General features: G+C 56.1%; 3 protein-coding genes. All 3 read right to left on the bottom strand.

The window, feature by feature from the left end:
• Nucleotides 1-164: 164 nt before the first annotated feature.
• The 3 genes from Q0349_RS04980 to Q0349_RS04970 are packed head-to-tail and all read right to left on the bottom strand — an operon-like array spanning nucleotide 165 to nucleotide 2455.
• On the bottom strand, nucleotides 165-902 hold the full coding sequence (locus Q0349_RS04980) for an SIS domain-containing protein (protein ID WP_298079778.1): 738 nt from the start codon (nucleotides 900-902) through the stop codon (nucleotides 165-167).
• Complete coding sequence (locus tag Q0349_RS04975) at nucleotides 903-2180, bottom strand: PTS ascorbate transporter subunit IIC (RefSeq protein ID WP_298079777.1); 1278 nt, start codon at nucleotides 2178-2180, stop codon at nucleotides 903-905. It lies immediately after the preceding gene.
• The gene (locus tag Q0349_RS04970; protein ID WP_298079776.1) at nucleotides 2177-2455 is read right to left on the bottom strand and encodes a PTS sugar transporter subunit IIB; all 279 of its coding nucleotides are present in this window, start codon (nucleotides 2453-2455) and stop codon (nucleotides 2177-2179) included. The genes Q0349_RS04975 and Q0349_RS04970 overlap by 4 nt, the downstream gene beginning before the upstream one ends.
• Nucleotides 2456-2667 lie beyond the last annotated feature (212 nt).

The raw sequence follows: 2667 nt of genomic DNA, 5'->3' as shown, positions 1-2667 counted from the left end.
CATCCACGTCGCCCAGGCGAAGAAGGCGGCGTAAATGAGCGAGAGGAGGAAGCGGGTGATGCGGCGCGGAAAGAGCAGGGTCATAGAGGTAGGGTAGGGCGCAGCCATTCAAACGCCCAACAACATAAAGCCCATGCAGCAGGCTTTACGACAGAAACCAGCGCTCACAGCCGATAGCGGATGACGTCGCGGTATTCCTCTGCCAGCGCCTGGTTGCGTGCCGCGCCGCCGTCAAGATTTGCCGAATAAAACACCGGCGGATGCTGCATCCCTCCTGCGACAAGACGCTGGCAGACTTCCACCACGATGGTGTTCAACAGCGCCGCGCCGACCACGGTTGAAGCCGGTCCGACTTTTTGCGTCACGCCGGGCAGTTCGCACACTGCATCGCCGATGACGCCGTGATTGTCCAGCACAATATCGGCGAGTTCAAACAGGCGCTTGCCGCTGGAATGGCGGCTGGTCACGCTTTGCGAATAGCGCAGGTTGGTCAGCGCGATAATTTGTACGCCTTTGGCACGCGCGGCCAGTACCAAATCTATGGCCACCGCATTGCGTCCGGATACGGAATGGACAATCAGCACGTCGCCCGCATGAAAATCGACACCTTCCGCCAATACCGTGCCATAGCCTTCCAGTTGCTCCATGCGGCTGGTTACGGTAACGGGCGCGCGGTTGAGCATAATCTCGCTGCCAAAGATGGGGTTAATCAGCATCAGCCCGCCCGCGCGGTAATACATTTCTTCGGCAAGAATGCCCGCATGGCTCGCGCCAAAAATATAAATGGCGCGTTTTTCGGTAATGGCGGCGCATAATGCCGCTACGGTTTTTTCAATAGATTCGCCTTCTGCCGTGAAGGTTTCTTCCAGCATGGCAAGGATGGCTTTTGGGTAGGCGTACATTCAGCCTCCAAATATCAGGCCGAGGTAATAGGCGATAATGCCGGTTAATGACAAATCATTGCCGCCGAATATCAATATCCAGTTTTGAATGCTATGGCTGTACAGCGCGGCGGAAATGCCCACCAGCACAATCATCAGCACCGCTGCCGCCACGCTACCCGCAACCGCACCACGCAATCCGCCCTGGCCTTCGCCAATAACGGCCGCACCGCCGCATTCAAAGAAACTGGTAATGACCAGCGGCAACAGCAATACGCCGAAGACGTTAAAGTAATTGACGATTAGCACCAATACGGTGGAAGTCAGCATGGCAACGACAAAGCCAATGATGACGGCATTGGGGCGGTAGCCAAACAGAATGGGGACGTCAAATGCGGGCTTCGCACCGGGAACGATTTTTTCTGCCACGCCCTTGAATGCCGGAATAATCTGGCTGATTAACATCCGTACCCCGTAGAGCATGACCAAAAGTCCGGCGGCAAATTTCAATCCGGCATCAATGGCGACAAAAAAGAGGGTTTTTCCTTCTGGCACGAGCGCGGGTAAAAACAATCCGGCGACGAGATATATCAGCAGCATCACCAGCGCGCCACAAATGGCAATCTCGCGGAAAAAGGAAAGGTTCGGTGGCAATTGCAAATCTTCGGTAGAACGCGCCTTGTTGCCGAATACTTTTGCCACATAGCCGGAGAATAGCGAGAGAATCCCGGTCGGGTGGCCGATAAGGAAACTTTCATCACCCGTCGCATCCCAGACAAAGCGGCGCATCAGCCACGGCATCAGCGACCAGTACAGCGCGGACAACACCGCAGCAAGCGCAATCAGCCGCGTGCCGCCAAGTCCGGCTTCTACTCCGCCCGCGACGATGACAAACGGGAACCACCACAGCATATGCCCGGTGAGAAACACCGTTTTAACCGGGGTAAAGCGGGCGATGAGCAGGTGCAGCAGCAGGCCGAAAAACATACTCAAGCCGACGATGCCGCCATATTCGGCAGTAAAGGCGGCGTCAGGTGGCGTTGCTGCCGCGTCGCCCGCAAGCCCCATGCTGCTTTGCACGGCGGCGTTAATCGGCGCAATCGTGCCAATCAGCACGGAGACGCCCTCGGTGAGAATCACCATGCCAAACGCCGCCATCAGCGAACCCTTGACCACGTCTGCAACGCCCTTGCGTTGCAGAAGCAGGCCCAGCATCGCAATCAGGCCGAGCAAGACGGCGGCGTTGCGCAGGATGTTGTCAAGAATGAAGCTGCCGAGGCTGCCGAAAAACGCGCTCATGCCGCACCTCCCAACACGCTGGCAAGCAGTGCCTGCACTTCATTTTTGTCGGTGTAATTGCGGACGGGCAAAACCTGCGCCTGCACGGAGCCTTTGAGCTGATTGACCAGCTCAGGGCTGGTCAAAATCACATCCGCCGGCATTCCCACCACCGATGCCAAATCGGTGTGCTCCACCTCGGCATCCATGCCAAGCGCGGCGACCGCCTTTTCAATCGTAAAACGCAGCACCATCGAGCTGCCCATGCCAAAACCGCATACCGCCAGAATTTTCATCGTTTGCTCCCGTTTGATTTTATGAATGGCTGCCAGGAAACATTTTTCCACAAGAAATCACAGTTTCTCTGTGCAGTTCATCGCATTTTATAACCGGTTTTCACAATTTCACAACTTTGTTCCGCGGCAATGCCCGACGACGGGATTTTGAAAGAAATATAGCAATCCTCACAAAGCCCTGTACGGCGTTGCGCCGCCTGACCGGGCACCCT

The organism is uncultured Cardiobacterium sp. (assembly GCF_938028185.1).
Classification (GTDB): Bacteria; Pseudomonadota; Gammaproteobacteria; order Cardiobacteriales; family Cardiobacteriaceae; genus Cardiobacterium.
Note: the sequence above shows the minus strand (reverse complement) of the source record. Positions and strands in the feature narration are given on the sequence as shown.

What these genes read in the sequence shown, in the direction of transcription:
- Q0349_RS04980 (WP_298079778.1), bottom strand. Translation starts at nt 902, where the DNA reads ATGTACGCCTACCCAAAAGCCATCCTTGCCATGCTGGAAGAAACCTTC.
- Q0349_RS04975 (WP_298079777.1), bottom strand. Translation starts at nt 2,180, where the DNA reads ATGAGCGCGTTTTTCGGCAGCCTCGGCAGCTTCATTCTTGACAACATC.
- Q0349_RS04970 (WP_298079776.1), bottom strand. Translation starts at nt 2,455, where the DNA reads ATGAAAATTCTGGCGGTATGCGGTTTTGGCATGGGCAGCTCGATGGTG.